A 25,228-nucleotide genomic window follows, 5' to 3' on the forward strand; every position below is an offset into this window, starting at 1 on the left:
ATAATGTATTTAGGCTTTTTTCACAAACTTTGCTGTGACCATCATTTCGCCCACACCATCTACTTTGCAATCAAGTTCGTGGTCTTTTTTGTCTAAAACACGTCTCACCAACGCCTTGGTACCAATCTTAATCACTTGTGAGCTACCTTTAATTTTAAGATCTTTCACCACCGTGACTTTATCACCATCCACAAGCAAGGTGCCGTTGGCATCTTTAACTTCCGGCGTATCATCTTCTTCAACTTCTGACGGGTCCCACTCATATGCACATTCAGGGCAGATCAACTGACTTTGATCTTGATATACATACTCAGAGTTACATTTTGGACATGGAGGGCACGACATACTTTACTGCCTATATAAGTTTCTTTGTGGGCATGATAATCCCTAGGCGTTAACATCGCGAGAAAAAATCTCCGCAATATGCAATTTTTTAGGCTAAAACACGCTTTTTAATGATGTTGGTCAAACTAAATTGTGAGTTGCACTGCCACTCACATTAAATTAATACCCGACCAGCTCACCATACCCTACACCACGGTAACCACCAGAACTCGTCACACGGCCTTCCCAATAAGGTATGCTGAGTTTATTTCTCGAATCTGTATTTACTGCTTTTATTTCAATAGGTTCAAAACCGTCTATAGACAGTTGCCAAGCAATTGGGTAAGTCACCCCTTCCAACTCTACACGCTTGGTTGCTACCAGCCCAACTTGCTCGTTGCCAAATGCACGTGTCTTGCCATCGGGATCAATCGAGGTTGCACTACAGTATTCATACCCTTTACCCGCAGCATGAATACAAAATGCCATCAAGCCGCCATTTTGAGGATCCTCGCCCTGCAAACTAAACCAATCCCACCCAGCTTGATTGGGGTTGATAAATGCGGCGGACCACTCTCTATCTAGCCAAGCTCGACCCGATACCTTATGCACTTTTTTGTCAAAGACAAGTTCGCCGCTGACCTCTAAAAATGGATAGCTGTAATACATAGACGCATGACCATCTTGCGTTTTTTGGCTAAATCCGTGTTCGCCATGCAGTACTCTGGGGCTATTATTCATGTTAAGCGCAACAAGATAACCATCTTGACTGGCCTTTAAACTCAGCGGTAAAAAGGTGTCCTCAGTACTTTGCATCGACCAATTTTTTAGCCTTGCCTCAAAAGGCGATGCTTGGATAATCACATCCGATGCACGACCTGATTTCTCAAAAGCGACATGCTGTGTGTCGGTTTGCACTGCAAAATGCGCAAAATAAAATTGCCCATCCCACCAAGGGCCTGTCGGATCGGCAGATAGCTCAGGTCGGCTTACGCGAAATAAGGTCCATTGCACCCCAAAACTCTGTCCGTTGTCACCTTTTAGATTTGCAGTAACGTACCACCACTCGATCCCCTGATCAGGATGTGCGCCATGATCTTCTGGAAAAGTTAATACCGTGCCTGCACTCACAGGGTCACCACTTTGCATTGAAAATGGATGGGTTGATACTGCCTTTTGAGCAGGTTCGCTACACCCTTGCAATAAGCTGGCAATACAGAGCCACACACATAATTGAACTATCGTTTTTATTTTCATTCGCCTCTCTACAACTGGGCCACACTATCTGCAATATTTCGCTTTAATAGCCGTAACATTGGCAATGTTCCTACTACTAAGGCTAGTACCAGCACCACTAAACAAAAAGCCAATATCCCCCACCAATCAAGTACCATGGCCATGCTCCAACCAAATGCCAGTGGCATCACGTATGACAACAATACCCACCCTAAAAGAATACCCAATGGTATCGCCAAGGCGATGGTAACAAGCAATATAATTAAGGTCTGGGCTAGTTTGGCAGCCAATAACTGCGCTCGCGTTACACCTAAAGTCTGTAATGTCGCCATTTGCTGAAGCTGCTGCCTACCCAGTGTTAAAAAGCTCACCCATACACCAAATAGCGCAATCAACATGATGAACAGGTTTAGGGCGTGAGTAACACTAAAAGTATTCTCAAATAGCTGTTTTGCGTACTGTTTAAATACTTTATTAATGCTTATTTGAGTGCTGTCTATGGACAGCTCTTCTACCAAGTACTTGGTCATATCGTTGATATCTACATCAGGCGCTAAGGTCAAAGAAAAACCAAACGCTTGATAATTAAAGTCACTGCTTTCAATCACACCGGTTGTGGTAAGTAGTGTTGCCTCTTGCTCTCCGTAATCGTAAAAAATGCCTGTAATTTGGCAACTGAACTGCTTATTGCCCTGCTGAACTTGCACAACCTGAGCGATATCTAAACCATATATTCGCCACCCTGGTTCATTCACTAAGCACGGGGCGATAGCGCCAGTTTTACTGGACAAGTGGTCACTTGTGACTGCTTTCCCGCCCAGTAATTTCACCTGCTGGTGCAAATGCGCATCGCGTCCAAAACTAAGCAGTTTTATAGGTACTGCATCTTGTTCACGAATAACCTCACTGCGAGCTTGCCAATAAACCCCGACGCGTTCAATCTCTGCCATTTGTTCAAGGGTATGATGCATGCTGCTCGACACGACCGCTGGGCGCACATAAAGATCGGCACTGAGACGGTTTTCTAAATGGCCATCCAGGGTCTGGCTAAAGCTTTTCACCATCACCAACATACCGATGGCTGCACCCATGGCCATTAATGTCGCGAGCACGGCGCTCAACAACGATTTAATCTGACCCTGACTATCGGCTTTGAGCCATAAAACCAGTACAGAGTTCGTCGGCCACTGACAAGAGAATACCTTAGAGATAACACCCGGCGTGATACAAAAGAAAATCAGCAAGATCACCGCGCAAAGTAGTAAGGCCACCAGCTTACTTTGCGCTAGCAAGGCAAGTAATACAGCGCCAACGCAAAGCGCAGCTAAGCACAACCAAAAAACCAACTTATGCTTTATCACCTTAGACAAACGATTCGATAAGAAAAAGATCGACAAAACAGCCGTATTAAGCGCAAACCCTAATGCCACCAAGGTCCAGTCCAACTCAACGGTTAAACTTCTATCCAATTGATAGAAACTGCGAAGCACTTGAGTCACATCAACCACTAGAATATTGGCAAGCATCACGCCAAGTAGCGCACCAAAATAAGCACATAACAGCCCTAAAGTGCCTAGTTCGATGAACATGGCTTGCTTTAGTTTAATTGGCTGGCAGCCTAATAAATATAGCTGCTTGAGTTGAGCGGCCCGAGAGGCAAAGGCCAATTTGATGGCATTAAAACTTAAAAATGCCCCTACGATGTAGCCGAGTAACGCCAAAGCCTGTAAGTTAAAGAAAAACGGCCCAGACAAAGTGTCAAATGCTTGATCACCTGCTCGCTCAACTCTGGCTTGGCCTTTTAATACGTCAATCAGTGCAAGCTCATCGGCTTCATTTAAATCAAATACTTCAAGGTAGCTCACCTCACCTTGCGCATTAAGCAGTTTATTCGCCAAGCTAATATCCATCAGTGCTTGAAAGCCCAAACCTTCCATGGGCGAAACTGCATAGCTCAGGCCATTTAGATAAAGTGGATTACTATCGAGCCGTGCGAGTAATCTGGGGTCCAAATAAATCGTATCAAATAGCGGCTTTGCTTGGCTATCAGGCTCTATATCACTGCCATTTTTTCTGCTCGACGCTGATTGCGAAATCCAATGCAACAGGTTCACCCCTTTAATATTGAGCCATTTACCACTTTCAAGTTGTACTCGACCTTCGAGCACCGCTTCAAACTGTGCCTCGGTTTGCCATGAAAGCTGCTGCCTAACAGTAACTGGTAAGCGCTCGGTGCCCAGTGTCGGTTTGATAAAATGGGTCACTGGCACTTCTAACAAGGCACTGCTATTTGAATACCGTTTGGAGGCCTCCAAGTTAAGGCCAAAAATGGCACTGATCAAGGCGGTGCCTAGGCTAAAGCCAAGTACAAATAAAACCAACAGGCCTTTATGCCGCGCATAAAACCGCCAAAAAGCAAAGAAGATTAACTTAAACTCCGTCATGAAGCTGTCCGCTTTTTAATCTTATTTGTCTTTCAAATTGCACAGCCAGCTTTTCACTGTGCGTGACCATAATTAGGTTAATCTCATGCTCTTTACATAAGGCTTGAAGCAGTTCGAGTACTTCTTGACTGCGTTCACTATCAAGGTTACCGGTAGGTTCATCCGCTAAGATTACTTTTGGCTGATTGATTATGGCTCTTGCTATGCCTACGCGCTGCTGCTCTCCTCCGCTGAGTTCACTCGGAAAAGCTGACAATTTATGTGCAATACCAAGCCGAGTTGAAAGCGCCATTAGCGCCGATTTTGTCACTTGAATGCCATTTAGACGTGCTTGAAAAGTGATGTTATCAGCGATATTGAGCGCTTCTAATAATTGATAATGCTGGAATATCACACCGATTTGGCGTCGGTAGCGCGCCAATTGGTTTTCATCAAATTCGGATATGACGGTACCATTGACATTAATTTCACCACTGTCTGGTACCAATAGCCCAGCGAGTAAATTTAGTAGCGTGGTTTTCCCTGAACCACTATCCCCAACTAATGCGACCTGTTGTGCATCTTGGATAGTCACAGACACCTTATCAATAATGCGCCTTTGAGCCTCACCATCAACTCTGGAAAATACGACATCTTTTAATTGGATCATATCAGCCTCTAGATAATAACGTACTCATTATGCTGCCAAAGGCATATCTGATCTAGCTAGAAACCATTATAAATTTGTAACATGATATAGATAACCACATGAAAAATTTGACGATTACAACGGTTAATCATATCCATCGATAGAGGGCAATAATACAACTTTAAACCAGTAGTCTTTGAGGACTTTAAACGCGTTTGCTAAATCATCAAATTCGACGGGTTTTTGAATGTAAGACGCTGCCCCCAAGGCATAACAAGATTCGATATCCTGAGGGTCACTCGACGTTGTTAATACCACAATTGGGATTGAGCACATTTTGGGATCCGCTTTGAGCTCTCTCAAAAGTTGCCTACCATCCAAGCCAGGCATATTTAAATCAACCAATGCCAATACCGGGCGTTTTAAATGCTCATGGGTGCTGTACTTTCCACTTTTATATAAATAGTCTTTTGCATCTTGGCCTGATTGGCACCATTGAATTGGATTCATAAAGTGGCTTTTTCGCAAACTTCTCAGTATTGCCTCAAAATCATCTGGATTGTCATCCACCAGCAAGATCAAACCTAAGTCTTTATCCATCATTCAGTCTCCTAGCTTTAAGGTAAAGTTAAAACAACTGCCTTGGCCAAGTTCCGATTCGACCCAAATATGTCCACTGTGCCTTTCAATAATCTTTTTAACAAACGTTAGACCTACGCCTGTGCCACGAACTGCGTCATCCTCTTCATTGAGTCGTTTGAAAATTCTAAAAATATCTTCAAAAAAGCAGGTATCTATCCCTATGCCATTGTCTTTGACATAAAATACTTGCGGTTCCAGCACCTGAGTATGAGGATTCATAGCCGCTTTCACCCCAATTTCTATTTGTTTACGTGCGGACTGATTATATTTAACCGCGTTAGAAATGAGGTTACGAAATAACTCAGATACGCGCGGCTTATCGCAGGTAATACTTGGCAATGGCGAAGGGATCAGCAAATCGACACTTTGCGTGGTTTCTTCAGGTAAAGTCAGCTCTGCGACATTGTCAATTAACGCATTTAAATCCACTTCCTCAATGGCTAAATCTTGCCTACCCAATCGCGAGTAATACAATAAGCTGTCGACCAGCTTTTCCATTCTTGTACATAAAAAACGAATTCTTGATATCCTACGTAACCCTTCTTTTCCCAGTGAATCGGCATGATCCTCCTCTAAAAAAAGCGCATTGTTGGCAAGCCCCCTTAACGGTTCTTTTAAATCGTGAGATGCAATGTAGGCAAATTGATCAAGCTCAGAGTTACTGATCTGGAGTTTTCGGATGTAAGTGTCTATTGCTATTTCTGCCGCTTTTCGATCTGATATATCTCTGACTGTACCGACAAACATGGTTTTACCTTGTACAGTCATCTCATTGACACCCAGCTCTAGTGGAAATAAATGCCCACTGCTGCGCCTGCCAGTGATCTCTCGCCCAATCCCAATGATTTTTTTATCTCCCGAGGTGTGGTAGTTTTTGAGGTAAGAGTCGTGCTCAGATTGATATGGCTCAGGCATTAACATTTTGACATTGCGCCCAATCACATCTCTTGCCCGATAACCAAAAATATTTTCAGCAGCCGTGTTAAAACCGTGGATCACCCCTTTCATATCAATCGTAATAAGACCATCTAACACCGTATCCATAATGGTCTCAATGTGCTCGACATACGACTTGATTGAAAGGTCAGCCTGCTTACGCTCCGAGATATCCCTGACAGTACACAGAACGACTTCATCCGCAGGCAATACACTAATGGACAGCTCAAGAGGAAATTTGCTCGCATCTTTTTTAAGGGCAAGTAGCTCTATCCCTGTACGACATGGCTTCCTATACAAAAGCGCTATTTTTTCGTCGGTAACATTGTGTAAATATTTAAAGTATTTACTTTGCTCGGATTTAGGAATAAGAAGTGCAATGTTTTTCCCTAATACTTCCTCTTTGCTGTAGCCAAAAATTTGCGTCGCTGACATATTAAAGCTGAGAATTTCTCCCTGCAAATTGGTCATAAAAATTCCATCTATGACGCTGTCTATTACAGTTTCTAGCTGTAACTCTCCAAATTTAGTCACGCTTCGACCGTTTCCTAACGTTGAGCTTGTTAATAAAGTGTAGTCAACGAAGTCAGCCTGTGCAGATTAATCTTTATTTATCAGTCCCTAAGATGAGACTAGTCGAGTAGTTGCCATTTTCGAACAATCTCATCGTAGCGTCCTGAAGTCTTAATCGCGGCAAGTGACTCTCGCAATTTTTTTGCCTGCGCTTTAGAAAACTGCAAATTCGCTGCAAGGTGCAGCTCTGAGGGGAAATCATGAAGGGTCAATTTGTTTTCTAGTAATGCCGGATCTAGCCCTAGCTCATCAAGTTCGCGCTGCAACGTTCTCGTATTTGTTAAAATAAAGTCTGTTCGACCTCGATATAACATGTGCCACATACTTTTATAATGCGATGCTAAAACAAGGTCATGCTCCTCCGAGAAGCCTGCTTCTTTCAAGTAATACTCACTGTAATATCCCCGAATAGTGCTCACACGATACTTTTTAGCCTGCTCAAGTGACTCCAAAGATGCGGAGTTTGTTTTTAGACCAATTAACGATGCTGAACTCTGGCACATGCTGCCTAAAAATTGATAGTTTAAAGCGCGGCTGGGGGTTTTTAACCAGGCTAACATCACCACATCAGATTTTGTTTGCAGCTCATAATGCGCTCTGGCCATCGGCAGTATGTCAAACTTAGCTTCCAAGCCGCTGTGCGCTTTTAGTGCCTTGGCAATGTCAACTAACACTCCATCAGGTTGCCCATGTGCATTTAAATAATGATATGGCGGTAAATCTTCTGCAACAAACCTGATGGCATTTGCGTGCACATTCGAATTCATGAATGCAATGATGGTAATAATAAAAAGGGTAAAAAAGCGAAATGACATTTTTTTTATTCTTGCTATCGACCTGTCGAGTGTGACTGGTTTTGCGTAAAAGATCAACACAGATATGACTGCGCCGATATGACTTCTTTTTACGCTATATCCAATGCAATCTATCTGATTTATATTACAAAAAGTAAAATATAACGCTAAACTTAACAGTCTCGGTTTTAAAACTTCTGGTCTTATGAGTGACATACCAATCAACACCCCTGCGACCCTATTAGAGATAGAGGAAAACGGCAGAAAGATCCAAGTGATGGAAAATGACGCGCTACGTTGGTTTAACATTGACGGCGTCATGCAATCTGCCATGTCCATCTCAGAGCCAAGCAGTTTGGTATTTCCGCATATGCTATTTATGGCCATTGTGACCTATGAGTGCACCACAGCGAATCGAATACTCGATATCGGGTTAGGTGGCGGCGGGTTATTGCGCTTCCTCAGTGATAAATACCCTCAAGCAGACATTGAGACAGTAGAAAAAAGCCAACACATTATTGACTTATACAGACAGTTTTTTAATCCCGATGAAATAACAAGCAGGGTACATTGCAAAGATGCCTACGAATTTGTCACACAACACACCCACACCACACCTTTTGACTTAATACTGGTTGATATTTTCGATTCAGAAACACTACTGCCCTTTATTTTTGAGCCACAATTTTATTCAAACCTCAAACACTTAACCGCCAAAAATGGGTGGATAGCACTGAACACTGTATTTACCGATCGCGCACAAATTAGCAAGCTATCAAATGTACTGACCGAGATATTTTCTGAAACCACAATTTACGGGTTTAAAGCCGCGCAGTTTGCCAATATTGTTTGGGTGGTCGCCACCGACAATCAAGTACTCAATCCAATTTGGCAACAGCAAGCATTCTTTAGCACAAGTAAAATCGATGGCCTAACATACTTACTGGATGACTAGACACCACTTATCAGTTACAACTGGTGTGCTTGCTTGTCTATGACTGCAATTTTATACGCAGCTTTTAACATCACGCCAATCGCAACGATATTTAATACGATGCTAAACCACGCCTCAAACATCAGTAGCTCAACCTGGAAATTTCGCATATAGCTTGCCAGCTGATCAACAATCTCAATTGAAATACCGATGACAATGAGCATAAACCCGTAGTATTCAGAGGTCTCATTCAATAATTTGTGCTGCTCTAAGTTCGGATCTTGCTTACTGTCCCAAGCGCGTTTTGAGAGAATTTTTCGACCATCCATGACAGCACCAAACCCAATCAGTAAAATGGTAATGGTTGCTTCATTATCAATGATATTTTGATATCCGTGTTCATCCATATGCCCAAATAAAAAACGTAAATCTTCTACGGTGATATTGGTCACTAACATGCAGATCAAAACCAACGGGAATAATAAAAAAGCTCTATTTAATGCGACAGTGTATATCAACTGACTGGTTCTCGATTTTGGCATCTTCTGCTCAGCGGCTCGGTTTAAAAATATTTCAAACGCTGGATCTTAGTCATTTATCAAAGATTGACAAGCTGATCTAGCGTATTTCTTAATATCCAATGCAAGATTAAGGCAGCGTTACTTAATCAGACCCACAATAAATAGGTAACACTGTTTTCTTAATTACGCTTAACACTTTTCCCCAACATCAATCTCACAAAGGCCCTAAACGGTATAACTTGCATCAAAATAGCAATTAATCGCCAGCGCTTTGTAATGTACACCACCCGCTTTTTTTGCTCTACAGCACACAGGATTTGCAAAGCGGCTTTCTCCACTGACGCTAGCCAAAAAATGCCATCGCCTTTGGCCATTTGCGTATCAACAAACCCAGGGCGAATGTCTGTTACGGTGATATTTACCCCAGTTTTATGGGCGCGGCAATATAGACCCTCTAAGTAATTAGACATGTAAGCTTTGGAAGCATTATAGGCTGGGCAAGGTCCACCGCGCAGCGCCATGATCGAAGAAGTTGCAGCGATGTGCCCATGCCCTTGCTTAGCAAAATAACGATAGGCTGCATTTGCAATTGCAGTGAACCCTGTCACATTCACATCGACAGTATCCAGCTCGCCACGCAGGGGGAATTCGGGATCACAATGACCCGTTCCCGAATTAATAATTACTGTATCGACCCCTTCCATGTTATCTATCAATTGCTCCAACTTTTCAGCCGCATCATATGGTTTGGTAATGTCCATCACACAGGTGTACGTGTCACTCGATATAGATTGCTGTAATGAAGACAGCAGCGCTTCTCGTCGGCCCGTCATCCCCAACACATAACCTTGTCGCGCCATTTTAAGCGCAAGTGCTCTCCCAATCCCTGATGTCGCGCCAATAATAATTGCTTTTTTCACCATGCCTGCTTCTCGTTTTTGTTATTTGTATGAACTTTGCGTGAGTACTGTCGCAAATAAATGTACATAATAATCATAAGAAGAAAAGAAAAAGGCGTTAACACGGTAATCAAGGAGGTTAAATGGAAAGTACAAAGCACAGGCAATACCCGTGCTTTTTAAAAGCGTTCGGCTTAGTTTACGTCAATGGTTACGGTCGCAGGTGCACTAGTAACATCATATAAATTATTGCCTTTAATTCGATATCTAAACGAATCTTGGCCTACAAAACCCGCTTTGGGTGTATAGGTAATGGTGTGATCGTCATTCACTGTCACACGACCATTTTTAGCCCACGCATAGACTTCGACACCAAAATAGTATGGTACGTTTGCATCATTGTCTTTCACATTAATTGTAATAGCTTGATTAACCGGAGTCTGCATACTGTCATCGCTTGGATAATAGTCATACTCGATATTGAATGCCTCATCAAGACTTACGCGAACCACACCCCATTCAGATGTTTCGCCTGCAGGGTTAATTATGCGAAATGGGATGGTTTCTATCTTGTTTGTTCCATCCGAAACCGACGCATAGTATAAGAGCTTGCCTTTAAACTCAATCCAACGTCTATCTAAAATATTATATGCTACAGCCTGACCATAGACAGTACGCACTTGGTCGTAAAAACCGATTTGATTATAGGCTTTATCTGCATTCAATTGGATTCTCAATTCGTTGTTTGAATAATTTGGATCAGTAACATGACCATTGCCAAATATATCGAACTCTTCTTGTATTTGCAGACCTGAATTAAACTCATAAGTTGTTTTATTCAGCACAGGAGCCGCCTGCACACAGTGAGATAACAAGCCTACGCTTAGCGCCACCGCCAATGTCTTATGTGTTATTTTACTCATTTAAAAATTTCCTTTTATTGATCTTTCATTGTTATTTAAAAAACATTCATAATAAAAATTATCACCTACCTGAGGTTATAAATATATTTATACTAAAATATATAACCACCTACCAAATATCATTTTTTTATATTCAAATTTACTCATCAAAAAAGACGAGTCACCTCAAAAAATGGGTGTGATAAAAAATTGAACACCTCCTCTTTAAAGACGAAGCAAAACAGATAAACTTAAAGCCAATTTACAGTATTAAATCTCTGTTCAATAATTTACACCTTTATGTGCAACAATCTGAAACACATCGCTTTAAAGGACATTACACGTCTCACTTTGTAATCACAATATGCGTTGGGCGTCGTTCAAAACTGACAATATTCACACAAAAAAACAAGCAACCAAATATAGATTTGATAAGTTGAAAATCCGACATGCACAGGTAATAATCAGTGAGCTATTTTGCTTACAAAAGGAATGAATATGTCTCATATTAAGATAAGAATGGCCCATAAATTGTACCCAAAAAGCACACCCGAGCCTCATCACAAAACATTAGGCGTCTAACATGCTGCAAAATACACATAGCCTCGTTCTTTATGGTCTGATTATGTTCATTGCTGGTCTTGGGATCCCCGTTATGGCCGCTTTAAATGGCGGCTTAGGAAATAAATTACAAAACACGCCCCTTGCTGCAACGATTTTATTATTTGTTGGGCTTTGCATCGCCCTTATCTATTTATTCACCAGTAGCGGTGTGCCAAAAACACTGTTCGTGGCGGGCACACCTTGGTATTTTTACTTAGGTGGGTGCTTTGTGATGTTTTATATTTTGACCATAACTTGGGTTGCCCCAAAGTTTGGCATTGCCAACGCCATTACCTTTGTATTACTCGGCCAGCTAGTTGCAATGACGATCATTGACCATTGTGGCTTTTTTGGTGTGAAACAGTTTGGGCTAGATTTAAAAAGGCTTACAGGATTAGTTTTAATGATAGCTGGCGTTTTACTGGTACTGAGCAAGCCACAACATAGTTAATAGTGTTGCTAATCGCCGAATAAACAAAGAAAAAATACGTATTGCAGAAGTAAGCCGTACACCAGTATGGAGGACAGATCCTCGCCGTGGGCATAGCACACGAAAATCAACTCTCCATCGCAAAATTCATTGCCGTTGATTTAGCCCAAGGCTATTTGTTCGATAAACCCAGCCCTGTAATAGCTCTCGATTAAACGGCATTTATAACGTCATTACGATTACACGTATTGATGCCCTTTATCGCTTACAGTTCCATCTTCTTCTGTTTTTCCATGTCATAAATTCTTGATGTACCGAATATATGCTAGCGCCAGTCCCAATCAAACGATGCCTTTGCGCACATAATTAAATATGGAGTATAAAATGAAGAAGGTGAATTTGAGCCTAATAGCCTGCTCACTGATGATATTTCTTAGCGCTTGTAGCGGTGACGATGGTAAAGATGGGTTAGACGGCCTCGCTGGCAGTAATGGCGCTAATGGCACGGCAGGAACAGACGGTAAAGCAGGCCTTGTCAGCCTCGTAAATCAACAAAAACTAAGTATGGCAGATAGCCAATGCTTTTTTGGAGGCATCGCCTTACACTCAGGAGTTGATATAAACAGTAACAATCTTTTGGATGACTCAGAAGTAAACCAAACCAATTATGTATGTACCCCAACACCAATTGATGCACAAGGGAGTAAACTTCCTCACTCAGTGATGAGAGCTGATTTACAAAACGGCAGTATTGCTGGGAGTCGCTTCGAGATACGAAACGGTGGCTATGGCTCAGATATGGTGGCTCACCCAAGTATCAAGCACCAATTTTACGCGCTGACCGACCGCGGCCCCAATGCAACTTACACCGGTGATTATGGTAAAGGAAAAACATTTCCGACACCTGACTACACACCTAGGATTGGCCTATTTGAGCTGACAACCTCCGGAACTGTGGTCAAATTGAAAGATATTTTACTTAAGCGCCCTGATGGCACGCCAATCTCCGGACTACCTAACACTTCAGATTTAGGTGGCACTGGCGAAACACCTTATACAGTAGATGGAAACCCTATCCTAGTAGATCAAAATCAACCATATCATGAAACGCAAAACCCCATTAAATTAGATAATTATGGACTTGATGGTGAGGGCCTTGTGGCGCTATCTGATGGTAGTTTTTGGGTAAGCGATGAATACGGTCCGCACATTGTCCATTTTGACAATGAAGGTAAGGAAATAGAGCGCATCAATGCATTTGCTCATGACGAGCGTACAGTCATCACACTGCCTAATGAGTATGCAAAGCGCAGAGCAAATCGTGGGATGGAAGGACTCGCAATTACCCCTGATGAAACAACCCTAGTCGGTATTATGCAATCAACCATGTACAACCCTGACAACGCGGTCAAAGCGCTCGATATTACTCGCATTGTTACAATTAACTTAAAAACCAAACAGATTGGTCAATATCTTTACCGACAAGAAAAAGCGCAAAATTCAAACTCAGGGATTGTAGCGCTATCAAATACCGAGTTTTTAGTGATTGAGCGTGACGGTGCATTTTATGGACAAACGCCCGATGCGATGAAACGTATCTACAAAATCGACTTAACTGACGCCACCAATTTAGAGCAAATCACACCGAACAATGAGCTGACACAAGACGATAACTTGGGGTTACTCATTGCGGGGCAAACTTTGGAGCAAACAGTATTAACATCAGGTTGGGAGACACTGACGACACATGGGATAGCCCCCGTCAGTAAATCACTGGTGCTAGATCTCGTACAAGAGATACAATATCCTCATGATAAGCTTGAAGGCATGTGGCTCATCGATAATAGTCGCTTAGCTGTACTTAATGATGATGACTTTGCGACGTGGTCAACAAACGGCGTACTTGAACAAAAATACTTAGATGCAGCAAAATCAATGATAGATAGCAATACACTCTACTTTTTTCAGAATCTAACACTAGATAAATAATATGATTCGCGGCTTCGGCCGCTTTCCTTATTATATCGCACAATCATAAGTCACTTTAAATATGATTCGTACCCATGCAATCAGGATTAATTTTACCTTGATAAAAATAAATATAATTAGCTTATAATAAATAATGAAAAATCACGGCTGACACACCGACTTTAAACATATAATATCTATATAAAAATCATGGAAGTAGTATAGTAGTATATGTCAATTGCCATTCAAGATATCCCGCTCAAAGAACACACCAATGTAATTAATGATGCTTTAGGCCTGAGTCCATACGCAAAATCTCTTGGTAAATTTATACAGCACTGTGCTACACCAATGACCATCGCCATTCAAGGTGATTGGGGAACCGGTAAAACAAGCTTAATGCGCATGATTGAGCATGGTTTGATTGAATCAGACGTGCCAGTCGATCAGGTTTGGTTTAATACTTGGGTCTTTTCACAGTTCAATTGCAGTGATGACCTGCCTATTTTGTTTTTAGAAACCTTTATTTCTTCACTCTCAGACCGTGATGAAGGTGAACAAAATACCCCAAGCAAAGCCGCAATGTTCTTATCAACAATTAAACCATTGGCTTTTGGCGCTGCAAAAGTGGCTGCGAACTACGCCACGGCGGGCATTTCTTCACAAATCCTTGCTGAATCTGAAAACCACGCAAACAACCAACAAGATAATCATGCACAAGAATCCGGGATATCGAGCACCTCAGCAATTGCGAATTTAAAAGAGCAAATCGCCATAGAAGTAAAAAAGAAAATAGAAACGCATCAGCTTGACAGGATCATCGTCTATATCGATGACTTAGACCGTATTCCTCCAAAAAATGCCATCGAGCTATTAGAAACGATTAAGCTATTTACCGACATTGAGCATCTGGTATTTGTACTGGCACTCGATTTTGAAGTGGTTAAACGAGGAGTAGAACTAAAATATGGCACGGCCAATATCAGTTCATCGCAAAGTGGTAAAAGCTTTTTCGACAAGCTCATTCAACTGCCCTTTCAAATGCCTGTTGTTGAATATAAAACACATACTCGCGCATTTTTAACTGAGCTGCTTGGTAGCATTAATATGCAACCTCTGAGCGAAAAAAACATGCAGCACCTAGAAAAGTTGGTACTCAACTCAGTCGGCCTCAACCCAAGATCGATTAAGCGATTGATCAATATTATTTCACTGTATGTCATTCTATATTCAGAAACATCGGCTGAAGATAACGAGGTAGAAACGCCCGAAGATACCTATATGATTATTTTTGCAATGTCATGCCTGCAAAGTGCCTTTTATCCGGTATATCAGTTTCTGCTTGTTAACTTGAGCAAAAGTATTTTCTTGTCTCTTCATCTGCACTACCACTATTTTCCAGAAGAAGGTGAAGAGTTAGCATTCATCGACGAAAAGTTTCTTTCCATCATTCAAGATCCGAGTAATGAGCTGATTGGCCGAGAGCGAGATATGATCCGCTTTTTCACTACCTTTCATGATATTCTTGATACGGATGAAGATGGAAATATCAGTGAAGAAGAATTCAATAAAATCACTGCCACATTTAAAAGGCTGTCTTTATATGACCCACCAAATATAGAGCTGTACAGTAAAAGCATTAACACTCCTGAATATGGGTGCACCAAAACCATTGAAGCGGCTCTTGAACGACTATGTGAAAGGCTAAAATTTAAAGGCTTCGATTTAATAGTCATAAAGATAGAAGAAAGACCATGGGATCCTGAGCTAAATATCTATCGTGAATTTGATGTTGAGGCTAGGATAAAAGGCCTAGACATTAAATTTTCTTGGGTTCTCGCTTTTGTCTATCAATTTGATGAGGAAGACTGTATTGATGACCAAGCAGACACTCATGAAACAGACAGTGCTAATAAAACGAATAATACACACAAACCCAAGTCAGATATTGATGAAATAATTACAGATAATACATCAAGTGAGCAAATAACAGAGGAAGATGAGGAAGAAGTATTCGATCCTAAAAGCCTTGACTTAGAAGACTACAAGCTTGAAGTTGACCTCTTTTTTTACACTTTTGAGTTCATCAAAAAAGATTGGGAGGGCATAACGCAACAGCTCAATACCAAATATGGTAAAGACACGCCCTACGGCTTTGAGTTTGAGTTCGATCAGGACGAAAAAAATCAAGGATTGTTTGGTATTTATAAAGAAATAAATAATTATAATATAATAAATGGAGGCAAGGAAAAAGAACTTGTCGACACATTATTCAAAACCGTTGCCATTTTACTTTCCAGTGTGTCAAAAAAGTAATGCAATCCTAGATAATTCATACGGGTTAATAATGATAAAATAAGGTCGACTTACTCGACCTTACCGTGAAGGTTTTCGCTTCAGGAAATCAGTGAAAACGCGTAATATTCAGGGTTAATTTATCATACACTCATTATCCTTAATTGTTTCCTAAAAACGCAAAAATACAAACTACATAAATAAGTAAAATGAAGGAACCGTTGCGTGTTTAAACTGTGCATATTTTTTATACTTTATCTATTCTCTCCACTGCTATTTGCTGCCGAAGTGTTTACACACATCGAAAAGCATCGAGATAACACATGGACAGTGACCTATCACGTTGATACGCCAATTAATAAGCTGGTATTCAATAGAACACCCGATAACTCAAGAGTGAAAAGGTGGCAGCCCGACAACTCACACTATGAAATCAGTTTTAACAAAGAGATTGGTCAAGAAAGTATCTCCAGAAAAGGTGGCCGCCCATTTACTGAGGTCAAAATAAAACTCACACCAACCTATACGCCATTACCAAAGGAATATGCCCCATTCTCGCCATTTTCAGATGAAGGCATGTTACTTCATTCAGGACGCTTTTTTGCTTGTGCATCAATGTGTGCTGACAATGCCAACGCATGGCCAATCGCGATTACAGCGCCTTTCAATCATATTATTGTTAATGGCAAAGTGCATAAAAATAACGTGCAGTGGATAGGTAAAGACAGTGGTCAAAAGATCTATGTTGGTCATGAAGCCCCCATTGAAGATACCCACTTTGTCAGTTTAATTGATGGACGCTTACCTCCAACCTTAAAGAAGCACATTGAAAAAGATTTGCCTAAATTGATGGACTTCTTTGCAGATAAAATGGGCACATTAGATTATCGCCCTGCTTTATTTGCTTCATTTAGTGAAACCAATGACGGTCGATATGGCCATCAAGGTGGCACCTTATCCGATCAAATTTTCCTGCATTGGTATGGAGAAAAAGCCATTGAAAAAGTGAATAGCAAGTCTATTTTTTGGTTTTTTGCCCATGAGGTAGCACACCTTTATCAAAAGCAAGGATCTGACATTGAAAACCCATCAGAAGCATGGCTACATGAAGGCGCTGCTGAATTTTTAGCGGGGGTCGCGTCAGCAAACGTGGCAAACAATACTGGCTTGCTATCTGAAAAAATAGTGACTGCACAGCGTCACTGTCTTGAAGGGTTAAAACAAGAGCCCAACTACATCCGCGCTGTAAAATCTAACTCGCGATTACATTATAATTGCGGACTCGTACTTATAAACGAAATCAATATTGCCCTTATAAAAGAAGACAAGCAACTCGATATATTTAATACATGGCAGAGTTTTAATCGACAAATTAAATCAGGTAAACCCGCGTCTGTGGCAACATTTTTAAATGGCATACAATCACACTTACCAAGCGAGCTTATAAACTCTGTATCTCTGTTATCTCAAAGCTCTGAGTTTGATGCTTATGCATTTTTTCAAACACTCATGTGACGAGCAAAGATAAAATGCTTTAGTTTCTGAAACTTATTTGTAGTAGCTCATATCTAATCTAACAGTTGATTAGGTCTGCTATGAGCGAAAATCAAACTGTCGTTCTAGCTCGTTTTTGGACATAAACGTGTAGAGATGAGGGGCAGCTATGTGTCAGATAAACTCGCTCACAACGCCCAAATAATGGGAAAATAACAGTTGGTTAAAATAAGCTACGCAGGAGCAAAAACCAACTGTTTTTGTCCTTTTAAACGATTTGTTAAGTTCCGAAGGTTTCAACAAAGTTATTATCAACAATGAACTTTTGTACTTCAGCGAATAACTCTTGGCTATTCAATGCACTAATATTTAAGCAGAAACTTTCTACGTCCTCTGTAAATGCTATTCCCATTCTTGGATTGAATAACTCGATATAATTTATCTGAAAAGGTTTTTTTGAATAATGGTTCAATACAAGGTATATCAATAATTGTCTTATATCAGTTAGGCTAAATCGTCTCTCACCCGACTTTATTTCTACCAACGTATGATCTGAAATAATGTCACCGAATGATTCATTTATAAAACCACATCCGTCAAACTTAGGATCTATAACTACATTTGAATTATTAGCTACATAACGAATATACATGTGTCTAAAAAGCTGGCTAGCTTGCTCTTTCTCTTTAACCGAAAGAGGTAACGAACACTCTGCTCCGTAACTAAATTTTGACAAATAGGCCATCCCATTTTCTAGCAAGTTTTCAAAGTTTTGGCTGTCAAAATATGAGCTATTGCTAAGCTGACCTATCGTTTGACTCTTATTGCATAACTCTCGAAACATATTAAAAGATAATACGTTTACTAGTGCTGTATTGTTTTTACGTTCTGCTGTATCAAAAGGTTCGTAAACTGGGTCAAGCAAGCCACCATTTATTAGTCTGACATAGTTTTTTGAGTTAGGCAGTATTTCATTCCAAAACGAAGTGAATTTTTTAGAAAAAGTAGACTCTGAAATCATAAAGCCTCCTCTAGGTTTCGGCTGCTTTTGCGAAACGCTCCCCACTCTCTATAAATTTCATCAATAAAGTTAAACTTTGCTTTATTGTGTGTTAACCAGTGCTTGCCTTCATCACCTAAAAGGTATGATGAAACAATGAAAAGCCTTCTTTGCCATGGTGTCATAGTTGGAAAGGTTCTTCTTAATTCTGATAACCAATAGTGAGTATTCCATTTCGCCATTGCTTGAGTAACAACCAAGGTTATTAAAATACTATCGGTATTTGAGCGATGTATCTCGGTTAGAACAGTTTGTCCCTCAACATTGTTTTCTTTGGTAAATAACTTAACTACGTATGCAAGGTTCAGTTCTGTTTTCAAAATAAACGAATCTGTATTAATTAGCTCAATTAGCTTATTTCTTATCAAACTTTTAGTTTGCTCTTCAAACCGCCCCCAATTTGTTGTGGCCACTTGGATTATAGTATTGAAGATGGGATATAGCTCATTGATACTACTGAATATAACGTTAAATGCATCCGACAAAACTCGATCGTCTACTGCTGCAAACGCTCTAATAAGTTGCTTGCTAAAAGGTTGATTAATTTTAGATTTTTGCAACTCGTTACTTAGCATCCCTAGTAAATCAAAATCACTTAATGTTTCCTTTATTTCTTCATACTGTTCAGCAGCATTTTGTGAATATGGGTCAAATCTAATTGGAAGGCTCATGAATTTTGCTTTCATAGGAGAACCTTCATCTTCATCAAGTCCAAATAATTTCGATTGGGTCAATGAAGTAAATTCGTCCTTAGATAGAATATTCGTTTTATGCTTTTGTAACGTTAATCCTTCATTTTCCATTAGCTTACGACTAATCAATGTTAGTACGGAATGAGCATCTTCTTTGGTTTTGCAGAATATTATGAAGTCATCAACATATCTTTTAAACTTAACTCCGCTAATGAGCAATATGTGATCAAGAGAGTCGAGTGCCAATTCAGCGAGGATCCTAGCAGCAGGACCACCAACTGGGAGACCATAAGAATTAGTTCCAGAAAAAGTTTGGATAAGTTTTTTGATTTTTGAAGAAATGTCTTTTTGTGGATCAATTCGGTCTAAAGCATTCTCTAATCTATGATGGTAAATTCTAGTATAAAAATCTGCTATATCGCACGTGAGGATGTAGTTTATAGATTGATCACTTTTAGCTAGTTCCAAGCTGTCATTTTGAAACTTGCGCCAATTTATATCCTTATTAAATAATGAACCTGTACTAAAATCAGGGGAATATCTGTATGAATACACATAATCATCATTAACTCTTGAAGCTTCAATTTTCTCAGTAATTGAAAGCACTAAACCAAGAAAATATGAATTCCAATATGGATCTATTTGAGTCGCCCACCTGTACCCATTATAACCAACGGTTGAGCATGTACTTATGTTAACTGGTGGGCATTCATTTAACCTATCTTGAAAGTCGTTATGTGTATCTTCTAATGAAATTAACAATTTCTCAAAAATATCTGAGAACATTCTCGTTTCATATGGGAAAGGGAAAATATCTGTATCACCAAACTTTATTATATTTTTGGTAGATAAGGCGAATGCTGATTTCAATTCACCTTCTTTGTACGTAAAGGTTTCAGCAGTAACTTGTTGTGCCATAAACATCCTTTGTCGATATGTGGAATATTCCCGTAGGAACTTAACGCCCTGTTAAGGTGTGAGCAACGCAACACCAAAGCCGCCGCATACCACCTTAAACACTAAACGCGACGCATAGCAGAAATGCCAAACGTTGCGAATCACTCTTAAACAGATTGTTATATTTTTGTTTTCACATCTATAGTTAGGTTTTCTGGCAGCCTATAGAGTAGTGAACGTTTGATGTCCCCTTTAAAGCCAGTTCGGGCGCGGATCTCTGTTTTAAGGTCTTCAGCTTCATGTCGTTCAAGCCTTGGATCTAACATCATTTGAGTAATAAGTTCATGTGGGTTAATGCTGTACTTAAATATATTTTCAGCCCCCGTACCATCAGACCAATCACAAAACATTAATCGAACTTCATTTTCGTGCTTAAATGCACGTCGTTTAATCAATAATGAACGAAAAAGACCACCAAAGGTTATCCCCCCTGTCTCAGAAAAGGTTTCTCGAGCTCTAGTGACAAGTTCTGCTTCTCTAACGTAATTAACCTTACCTACACAATGATCGCAGTTAGCTTGGTCGTTTGTTGCCATGCAAATACTATCTAGAAGGTCGCCAATCTTAGTTCTTATTCTTACACCACGCTTATCTTGAGAATAAATGCGCCACATTGCGTCGGATGCTTTCTCTTGTGTCCAGCACTGACCATACATCCTGTCATGGATATTATACTCAACTGTTTCACCTGACTCGTTGACCAATTTTGTTTGTAGAACAAAATTTTCAAAAGTGTCTTCCCACAAACTTGGCTTCACTAAGGTGTTTTGTTTTTCGTCAAACAACTGAAACAAGCGTTTTAAGGGTATTGTACGGTAAATATATTTATCTAAATCTTGCTCTTCTAAATTCAAATACATCTGATTTACTCAATAGAAAATATAACAATTTAATATCGACCCATTGGGTCGTTTTTCTACCGAGCCTCAGGTCGTTTTTGTCATTGTACTAGTTCTAGTATACTAACTAATTAACTTGTTACTACAGGTATATTTTTAATCATTATAGAAATTACGGAAAAAATAAAAACGACCCAATGGTTCGTTTTCTTGATTATAGGAGAAACACAGAATAACTAGACATAAGAACAGTGCTTTTGAAATAATTTTCTAATGGCCGTTTCTCACGCAGAGGCACTACTCTAAACACATTTTGGGGCAGAAACGAGTATACCATTGCTCTGATTTATTGGTTTTTGAAACCCTGATCTCATCGAGGGCGCTATCAAACCCGGTTGCAAAGTTCCATTTAAAGCTTTCACGTATTTCATTACGCAATTGCTGCTTTTTATCGTCTTCATCTTCTTTACTCGCCTCGATTTGCAGCGCTAAATCGTCTAAAGACACAGCATCAGCGCCAATAGCCTCGCCCTGCCACTGCTGCCATATATCACTTCTTTGTGACGCATTCGTCTGTTGCAACATATTGACTGCATTATTGACGAACTCTAGCCCTTGCTGGCTATGCAATTTAAGCATATCACCCATCATGGCTGTGCGCTGCATATCAGAATCGGTATTGTAGGTATAATAAAGTTTAACCACGTTTTCGTCATCAATATCACTGCCCTGCTTTGCATGATAAAAAGACGTAAACGCTAATTTGTCTGACTGAGTGCCAAAAAAACTAAATAGCGCCTCCGTGTGGGCATGTTCTTCACTTAATAATGTAAATAGATTTTCTTTGTCATTGTCAGACACCAGCGCGGCCATGTCCAAAATACCGCGCGTCGCTAGGTAACTTCTTCCCTCCATGCTCTGTTTCAACTGGGTAAGTTCATCCATGGTGAACGCTTGAGCTGCATGAGTTAAGTCTTCTATCATCTTTGCACCAAGCGGTTCTTGTGTGATAAACGCATGTGTAGGGTGCGCCTGATCAGGTTTATATAAACGCTTATCTTCTGTAGTGCCCCACATAACCCCAACAGGATAGCGGTTGCTCAGTGCCCTATCAGCTAACTCTTGTTCTCCTAAATCAAAGACAGACTTGGTTAAATCCAAGGTCACTGCCAATTTATCATCTGATAAAGCGCTGAGATTGTTAATATAATCACTGACTGGCTCTTGGCCGCTCTGTTGCTGAGACACATATTGCTTTGACAGTGCAAAGGCGCTGTCTATCACAGTTTCAATTTGCTGGTCAGTGAGTTTATCAGCCAATGTTAAAAATGACTCATCCACAGGCAAGTAACGCAGCTTAGTTTGATGCGAGGATGACATTCTCTCAAAGATTGCCATAAAATCCTCCACCTGCGCTTGTGATGACAAACCACTATAACTTGTCACCTCACCGGATTCATTGCGCTGTGCGCCTCCAGATAAATCCGCAGCACCTTGAATAAACGCAGGTTTGCTTAAAAGTGGATGGCGATTGATAGCTTGCTTTGACAAAGACACCTTGTCTGCACTCACAGCGCTATTGTGCGGTTTTTCATAAGAAGAGGTCACTGGTACAGAGGCGTAAGTCAAAACACCATTTGCAGACGATACTTTCATAATAATCCTTATTATTCAGTCGTATCTTAATATCGGCTAACAACTTAAATGCTTGAAAACAAATTCTTGAATTGAGTTTAGTTTCTCTGTGCGGGTGCCTCAGATTGCTCACTTAGCAACCCAGACCATTTGTGCTTTATTCTCATCAAAGTGCCATTTTCGCTGATCCGCTGCCTGCCCAAATCAAACTGCTTGAGCAACTTCTTAGCCATCGGATTACCGTATGATGCGGCAATAAACTCTTTATTGCTGTCAAACATAGGTAGCTTAATGATGTCATCTTCTAAATCATGTTGCTGCAAAACAATATCCCACACGCCTTCGTAGCCAGCAAACCCTTGTACTCTTCTGCTTTTTAACATCTCAAACCCCTGAAATATACCGCCTACATCATATTTTTTAATATCATTGGCTTGCTCCCATTTAGCACCATAATTAAACCCTCGCATCTGCGCAATTGTCTTCCCCTCTAAAGTCGATAACGACTCCCACTCTATGGGTTGTTCTTTTAAAACATAAATACGATAGTAAACGGTATTGACGTATTCTTTGGAGTATCGATATATTTTTAAGCGCTCTTCACTGATGCTCACAGGAAATATCAAATCGACACGACCGTTATCAAGGTAGGTTAATGCTCTGGCCCAAGGGACCACCCATAGCTCAACTGTGTAGCCCATTTCATGAAAGCTCTCGCGTACTACATCCCATGCAAATCCTTTAAATACAGGACTGTCTTCCCCAGGAGCCACCTTTACAACATGGGTATCTCCGTTGTCTAAAAACCCAAATGGCGCGTAATCAGGTAAGGTGATCACAGACACCGTTTTAGTCCCTGCATGGCAAGCAAAGCTAATTATTAAACCCACTGTGATCAATGCTCGCAACAACAGGACCATTATACCGCCTAAAAAACACCTTTATTAAAAGCTTAGTTAAGTTCGCCTTATCTGACAAAACAAATCTATTTCCCCGGTACTTTTTGCTATTGAATGTGATTCATAATACTCATGTAGGGAATGCCCCGAGTAATGTGGTTGAGCCTACTGGTCAGTTTGCTGTACCACCTTAGCTTATTGCCGCTGCAACAAATTATGCGACTCAAGTTGTAGGGTCTTTGGCTGATGTGGAGGGAGTAATAAACTCCTAAACTGATGACAATGTAAAAAATATGCTGTTAGTGGTTTAGTTAGTACAATCAGTGCTAACAGGGTTAAAATACTTGGTATAGCTAAGTTCGGAGTATCTGATGTTAGAAAGATAGATACGAAGGCTTTAGCCACTGGCGCAATTAGTGGAGCCATGAATAACGGCCCCTTGGTGTTACTGCCGCGAAAGAAATCGTTGACACTGTTTCACCAATACCTAAAACAGAACAATTGGAAGAACCTATGAAAGGTGCATTAGAGAATGAATAAAAAGGCTTTCTTTGTAGAGAGTATATTTTGCCTTAAACTACAGTTAAGAACTTTTAAGTTTATCATAAATAAGCTAGCCCTTTATTTGGTGTTTTTTAGTGTAGGAAGTGCCTCAATGACGGAAAGAGCGCTCTTTTCAAAAGTGCTAATAGGTTTATGTGTCATTCTTTTTATTGTTTTAATTATATGGTTAATTTCCAATATAATTTTTATTTACAATATAAAAGGTGAAGAGGCTTCTGTTTTTTTAGATCTACCACAGCAAGCACAGGCAAAGATTATTGGAGACAAATTAATTAAGTTTTTGTAGGCCACAAAACTAAATGGATGTCATTTAAATTTTTAGGGCAGATTGTCGAAAAAGCGGTTGGACAAGTCGCTGGAGCGTTGACAAATAAAGCGCTTGAACAGGTTGGAGTCACAGACACGGCTAAACAATTTGATACTGAGGTTGCAACGCAAGGTAGTGAAAAGGTAATTAGCGATTTATGTTTGAGTATTAATAATGGGTGTTAAAACTGGTTTTAGAATATTTGTTAAATTGGTTATTGTTTGTATTGGAATTTTAACAGGGCTTACATTTTTAAAAGTGGCTTTGAATGGAGAAGTGCATGAATTAAGTTTTCAACGAATATTTGATGGCTTTATATATGCAATATTACCGGCTTCACTTATTTTGGCTCTTATTCTATTTGTCATTGACTACACAGAAAAAAACGATAATTTCTAAACAAGCTTAAATTCTATCGCCTCGCCCTCGCGGGGCTTTTTATTACCTGTTATCAAAGTCTAGTTAAGCTCCTCAGACCTGACAAAACAAATCTGTTACCCCTATCTTTTTGCTGTTAAATACAGACTTTAGTATCAATTAAATTTGAAAAAGCAATCTCTTATGTACTAGCTTAACCAAATGCCAATACAATATTCATGCCCAACCGGTTCAACTTTGAGCATGGAAAAAATGACAATAATAAAAATTCAAT

23 protein-coding genes are annotated in these 25,228 nt (G+C 40.2%); 8 read left to right on the plus strand and 15 right to left on the minus strand.

The window, feature by feature from the left end; translation table 11 throughout:
- Window positions 1-9 precede the first annotated feature (9 nt).
- The 7 genes from JF50_RS09785 to JF50_RS09815 form a co-directional block, all read right to left on the minus strand.
- Window positions 10-345, minus strand: a complete 336-nt coding sequence (locus tag JF50_RS09785; RefSeq protein WP_039609251.1) for a zinc ribbon domain-containing protein YjdM — start codon at window positions 343-345, stop codon at window positions 10-12.
- Window positions 346-504: 159 nt separating this feature from the next.
- A complete protein-coding gene (locus tag JF50_RS09790; protein WP_152614498.1) occupies window positions 505-1,581 on the minus strand; it encodes a lipocalin-like domain-containing protein in 1,077 nt (358 codons plus the stop codon).
- A gap of 8 nt (window positions 1,582-1,589) precedes the next feature.
- Complete coding sequence (locus tag JF50_RS09795; protein WP_039609252.1) at window positions 1,590-4,004, minus strand: ABC transporter permease; 2,415 nt, start codon at window positions 4,002-4,004, stop codon at window positions 1,590-1,592.
- Window positions 3,991-4,653: an ABC transporter ATP-binding protein gene (locus tag JF50_RS09800; protein WP_039609253.1), complete on the minus strand. Its 663-nt coding sequence runs from the start codon at window positions 4,651-4,653 to the stop codon at window positions 3,991-3,993. The genes JF50_RS09795 and JF50_RS09800 overlap by 14 nt, the downstream gene beginning before the upstream one ends.
- 123 nt (window positions 4,654-4,776) lie before the next feature.
- Window positions 4,777-5,235 carry a response regulator gene (locus tag JF50_RS09805; RefSeq protein WP_039609254.1) on the minus strand — a complete coding sequence of 153 codons (459 nt, stop codon included), beginning with the start codon at window positions 5,233-5,235 and terminating at the stop codon, window positions 4,777-4,779.
- The gene (locus JF50_RS09810) at window positions 5,236-6,744 is read right to left on the minus strand and encodes a PAS domain S-box protein (protein WP_039609255.1); all 1,509 of its coding nucleotides are present in this window, start codon (window positions 6,742-6,744) and stop codon (window positions 5,236-5,238) included. It abuts the gene before it with no gap.
- A gap of 98 nt (window positions 6,745-6,842) precedes the next feature.
- On the minus strand, window positions 6,843-7,598 hold the full coding sequence (locus JF50_RS09815) for a substrate-binding periplasmic protein (protein ID WP_080760198.1): 756 nt from the start codon (window positions 7,596-7,598) through the stop codon (window positions 6,843-6,845).
- A gap of 184 nt (window positions 7,599-7,782) precedes the next feature.
- Between JF50_RS09815 and JF50_RS09820 the strand changes: the two genes are divergently transcribed.
- Entirely contained in the window at window positions 7,783-8,532 is a 750-nt protein-coding gene (locus JF50_RS09820; protein ID WP_080760200.1) for a spermidine synthase, read from the plus strand.
- Between the two features lie 14 nt (window positions 8,533-8,546).
- Here JF50_RS09820 and JF50_RS09825 read toward each other — a convergent pair whose 3' ends face one another.
- The 3 genes from JF50_RS09825 to JF50_RS09835 form a co-directional block, all read right to left on the minus strand.
- Window positions 8,547-9,053, minus strand: a complete 507-nt coding sequence (locus JF50_RS09825) for a hypothetical protein (RefSeq protein WP_152614499.1) — start codon at window positions 9,051-9,053, stop codon at window positions 8,547-8,549.
- A 158-nt stretch (window positions 9,054-9,211) separates the two neighbouring features.
- Window positions 9,212-9,955 (minus strand): SDR family NAD(P)-dependent oxidoreductase, encoded by a 744-nt coding sequence (locus JF50_RS09830; RefSeq protein ID WP_200890390.1) that lies wholly within the window; start codon window positions 9,953-9,955, stop codon window positions 9,212-9,214.
- Between the two features lie 170 nt (window positions 9,956-10,125).
- Window positions 10,126-10,854 carry an Ig-like domain-containing protein gene (locus JF50_RS09835; protein ID WP_039609258.1) on the minus strand — a complete coding sequence of 243 codons (729 nt, stop codon included), beginning with the start codon at window positions 10,852-10,854 and terminating at the stop codon, window positions 10,126-10,128.
- A gap of 562 nt (window positions 10,855-11,416) precedes the next feature.
- Here JF50_RS09835 and JF50_RS09840 point away from each other — a divergent pair.
- The 4 genes from JF50_RS09840 (at window position 11,417) to JF50_RS09855 (ending at window position 17,644) form a co-directional block, all read left to right on the plus strand.
- Window positions 11,417-11,887 (plus strand): DMT family transporter, encoded by a 471-nt coding sequence (locus JF50_RS09840; protein WP_039609259.1) that lies wholly within the window; start codon window positions 11,417-11,419, stop codon window positions 11,885-11,887.
- 363 nt (window positions 11,888-12,250) lie between these two features.
- Window positions 12,251-13,855: an esterase-like activity of phytase family protein gene (locus JF50_RS09845; RefSeq protein ID WP_039609260.1), complete on the plus strand. Its 1,605-nt coding sequence runs from the start codon at window positions 12,251-12,253 to the stop codon at window positions 13,853-13,855.
- Between the two features lie 210 nt (window positions 13,856-14,065).
- Window positions 14,066-16,150 carry a KAP family P-loop NTPase fold protein gene (locus JF50_RS09850; protein ID WP_039609261.1) on the plus strand — a complete coding sequence of 695 codons (2,085 nt, stop codon included), beginning with the start codon at window positions 14,066-14,068 and terminating at the stop codon, window positions 16,148-16,150.
- 204 nt (window positions 16,151-16,354) lie between these two features.
- Entirely contained in the window at window positions 16,355-17,644 is a 1,290-nt protein-coding gene (locus JF50_RS09855; protein WP_039609262.1) for a hypothetical protein, read from the plus strand.
- 259 nt (window positions 17,645-17,903) lie between these two features.
- Here JF50_RS09855 and JF50_RS09860 read toward each other — a convergent pair whose 3' ends face one another.
- The 5 genes from JF50_RS09860 to JF50_RS09880 form a co-directional block, all read right to left on the minus strand.
- A complete protein-coding gene (locus JF50_RS09860) occupies window positions 17,904-18,644 on the minus strand; it encodes a hypothetical protein (protein WP_039609263.1) in 741 nt (246 codons plus the stop codon).
- A complete protein-coding gene (locus tag JF50_RS09865; RefSeq protein ID WP_052262221.1) occupies window positions 18,641-20,293 on the minus strand; it encodes an RNA-directed DNA polymerase in 1,653 nt (550 codons plus the stop codon). Before JF50_RS09865 ends, JF50_RS09860 begins: the two co-directional genes overlap by 4 nt.
- A 158-nt stretch (window positions 20,294-20,451) precedes the next feature.
- A complete protein-coding gene (locus tag JF50_RS09870; protein ID WP_039609264.1) occupies window positions 20,452-21,192 on the minus strand; it encodes a DUF2971 domain-containing protein in 741 nt (246 codons plus the stop codon).
- Window positions 21,193-21,468: 276 nt separating this feature from the next.
- Window positions 21,469-22,827 (minus strand): hypothetical protein, encoded by a 1,359-nt coding sequence (locus tag JF50_RS09875; RefSeq protein WP_039609265.1) that lies wholly within the window; start codon window positions 22,825-22,827, stop codon window positions 21,469-21,471.
- A gap of 77 nt (window positions 22,828-22,904) precedes the next feature.
- Window positions 22,905-23,726: a substrate-binding periplasmic protein gene (locus JF50_RS09880; protein ID WP_039609266.1), complete on the minus strand. Its 822-nt coding sequence runs from the start codon at window positions 23,724-23,726 to the stop codon at window positions 22,905-22,907.
- Window positions 23,727-24,237: 511 nt separating this feature from the next.
- Here JF50_RS09880 and JF50_RS09885 point away from each other — a divergent pair.
- Genes JF50_RS09885 through JF50_RS09895 form a run of 3 tightly spaced genes read left to right on the plus strand, consistent with a single transcriptional unit; the run spans window position 24,238 to window position 24,975 of the window.
- Complete coding sequence (locus JF50_RS09885; protein WP_039609267.1) at window positions 24,238-24,555, plus strand: hypothetical protein; 318 nt, start codon at window positions 24,238-24,240, stop codon at window positions 24,553-24,555.
- Between the two features lie 17 nt (window positions 24,556-24,572).
- Window positions 24,573-24,761, plus strand: coding sequence for a hypothetical protein (locus JF50_RS09890; protein WP_039609268.1), 189 nt, complete (start codon window positions 24,573-24,575; stop codon window positions 24,759-24,761).
- Complete coding sequence (locus JF50_RS09895) at window positions 24,751-24,975, plus strand: hypothetical protein (protein WP_039609269.1); 225 nt, start codon at window positions 24,751-24,753, stop codon at window positions 24,973-24,975. Before JF50_RS09890 ends, JF50_RS09895 begins: the two co-directional genes overlap by 11 nt.
- The last annotated feature ends 253 nt before the right edge of the window (window positions 24,976-25,228 follow it).

Source organism: Pseudoalteromonas luteoviolacea, assembly GCF_000814765.1.
Lineage (GTDB): Bacteria > Pseudomonadota > Gammaproteobacteria > Enterobacterales > Alteromonadaceae > Pseudoalteromonas > Pseudoalteromonas luteoviolacea_H.